Source organism: Kitasatospora sp. NPDC057512 (assembly GCF_042802135.1).
Lineage (GTDB): Bacteria > Actinomycetota > Actinomycetes > Streptomycetales > Streptomycetaceae > Kitasatospora.
Genome location: NZ_JBHVET010001039.1, coordinates 1 through 2270, shown reverse-complemented (window position 1 = coordinate 2270; position 2270 = coordinate 1). Strand labels below are relative to the sequence as shown.

The 2270-nt window shown below is 71.6% G+C and carries 3 protein-coding genes; 2 read left to right on the top strand and 1 reads right to left on the bottom strand.

Going from position 1 to position 2270, the window contains the following annotated elements; translation table 11 throughout:
• Nucleotides 1-101 precede the first annotated feature (101 nt).
• Nucleotides 102-512: an organic hydroperoxide resistance protein gene (locus ACFU6K_RS37260; protein ID WP_380670825.1), complete on the bottom strand. Its 411-nt coding sequence runs from the start codon at nt 510-512 to the stop codon at nt 102-104.
• 243 nt (nt 513-755) lie between these two features.
• On the opposite strand from ACFU6K_RS37260, the gene ACFU6K_RS37255 reads away from it, so the two are divergent.
• Nucleotides 756-1229: a MarR family winged helix-turn-helix transcriptional regulator gene (locus tag ACFU6K_RS37255; RefSeq protein ID WP_380670823.1), complete on the top strand. Its 474-nt coding sequence runs from the start codon at nt 756-758 to the stop codon at nt 1227-1229.
• A gap of 323 nt (nt 1230-1552) precedes the next feature.
• On the top strand, nt 1553-2125 hold the full coding sequence (locus tag ACFU6K_RS37250) for an RNA polymerase sigma factor (protein WP_049658113.1): 573 nt from the start codon (nt 1553-1555) through the stop codon (nt 2123-2125).
• The last annotated feature ends 145 nt before the right edge of the window (nt 2126-2270 follow it).

Here is a 2270-nt window from a genome sequence, read left to right as displayed (position 1 = left end):
GGCCCGCCGCGGTTCGCGTGCGGCGGGCCCGGTCCGTCGGTGGGGCGCCCGGAGGGTGGCGGGGGTGCTCTTCCTCCCGGGGTGCTCCTTCCTGGGCGCGCTTACTCGACGACCAGCTCGACCGGGATGTTGCCCCGGGTGGCACGGGAGTACGGGCACACCTCGTGCGCCTGCTTGACCAGCAGCTCGCCGGTCTCGCCCGCGAGGGACTCGGGCAGCTCGACGCGCAGCACGACGGCGAGGGCGAAGCCGGCCTCGTCCTTGCCGATGGAGACCTCGGCGGTCACCGAGACCTCGCTGGTGTCCACCCGGGCCTGCCGGCCGACCAGGCCGAGGGCGCTGGCGAAGCAGGCGGCGTAGCCGGCGGCGAAGAGCTGCTCCGGGTTGGTGCCCTGGCCACTGCCACCGAGCGCGGGCGGCATGGCCAGCGCGAGGTCCAGCTGTCCGTCGGAGCTGACGGCGCGGCCCTCCCGGCCGTTGGCGGTGGCGGCTGCGGTGTAGAGCGCGTCCATGGTGGCTTCCCCTTCGGGTGCTGGGTGTTCCTGCGGGTCGGTTGTCCGGGCGGTTGCCGGCCCGGTGTGCTGCGCGGCGGCCGTTCAGCCGCTCGGCTGTTGCTGTGCTGCTGTGCTGCTGTGCTGCTGTGCTGCTGTGCTGCTGTGCTGCTGTGCTGCTGTGCTGCTGTGCTGTGACAAGTAGAGCACGCAATTCAATTGCGCACAACTAAATGGCGCGATGGTGATCGGTACCATGGGCTCATGACGACTCACCCCGACATGGCGGACGAGGAGCTGCTCCGCCTCGACCAGCAGATCTGCTTCTCGCTCAACGCGGCCTCTCGCGCCTTCGGTGGCGTGTACCGGGTGCTGCTGCGGGACCTCGGGCTGACCTATCCGCAGTACCTGGTCATGCTGGTGCTGTGGGAGGAGGGCGAGCTGCCTGTCAAGCGAATCGGCGAGCGGCTGCGGCTGGATTCCGGGACGCTCTCCCCGCTACTGAAGCGACTGGAGGCGGCCGGGCTGGTGCGCCGCGAGCGGAGCCCGGAGGACGAGCGGTCGGTCACCGTCCGCCTGACCCCCGAAGGGTCGGTACTGCGCGAGCGGGCCGGGCAGGTTCCACGTCGGCTGCTCGCGGCGACCGGGTTGCCGGTCGAGGACCTGGTCGCGCTGCGTGGGCTGCTGGACCGGGTGACCGCCACGCTGGATGCGGCGGAGGTGGAGCCGGCGCCGTAGGGGGCACGGCCCCCGAGGTGGGGGAGATGCTCTGCGGGGTGGGCTCGGCAAGGCTGCGGGGGTGGCGCGGTGGTGCCGTGGGGCTTGTCAAGCGGCGCCCTCGCGCACTGTGATCTGGGTCACGTTGCGACTCCTCCGGCTGGGTTCGCGAGGGCGAAGCGGCAGGTCAGCCGTGCTGTTCAAAAGTGAACGGAAACGTTCGGCAATTGTCTGCCCGATCCGGTCAACATCCCGGAGCTCCCGGACGGTTACACCACGAGCCCCAAGGGGCCGTCGGCGTGCCACCAGGCGGGCCGGCCAGCCGACCACGAAAGGGGGGTCGCGTGAGCACTCCCGGGCCGGGCGAGGAGCGGGGTCTGCGAGCCGACCCGCTCGGCGACCTGCCGAACGACTTCGAGGCCTTCTTCACCCGAGAGAACTCCGGCTACCTCCGCTACGCCCAGCAGCGCCTGCGGCACCGTGAGGACGCCCAGGACGCCGTCCAGAACGCGGGCACCACGCTCTACAAGAACTGGCGCCGGGCCCTGGCCAGCCCTGATCCGCAGGCCTTCGCCTTCAAGATCGTCAAGGATGCGGTGGTGGACGTCATGCGCGAGCGCCGTCGCACCGAACGCAAGCGACTGCGGGTGATCGCCCAGCGCCGCCCCGACACCAGCCAGGACGAGCTGAACGAACTCGCCGAGCTGGACGCCCTGGACTGGGCGATGGAGGAACTCGCGCGGGCCGCACCGGTCCAGGCCGACGTGGTCCGGCTGCGCCAGGCGGGGTTGTCGTACCACGACATCGGACGGTCCCTCGGCATCGCGCACACCACCGCCCGCACCTACTACAGCCTCGGGCGACGCCACCTGGAGTACCTCCTGGAGCACCAGGACGACGGCGGGGCGCAGACATGAGGGTCGTGGACCTGCTGCGCGCGCACGCCGTCGAGCTGGAGCGGGAGTTCGACGACCACGATCCGGTGGACTTCACCCGCCGACTGGCCGAGCGGCTCGCCGTCGCCCGGCGGCCCGCCCCGGCGGTGCGCGAACGCCCCGCCCG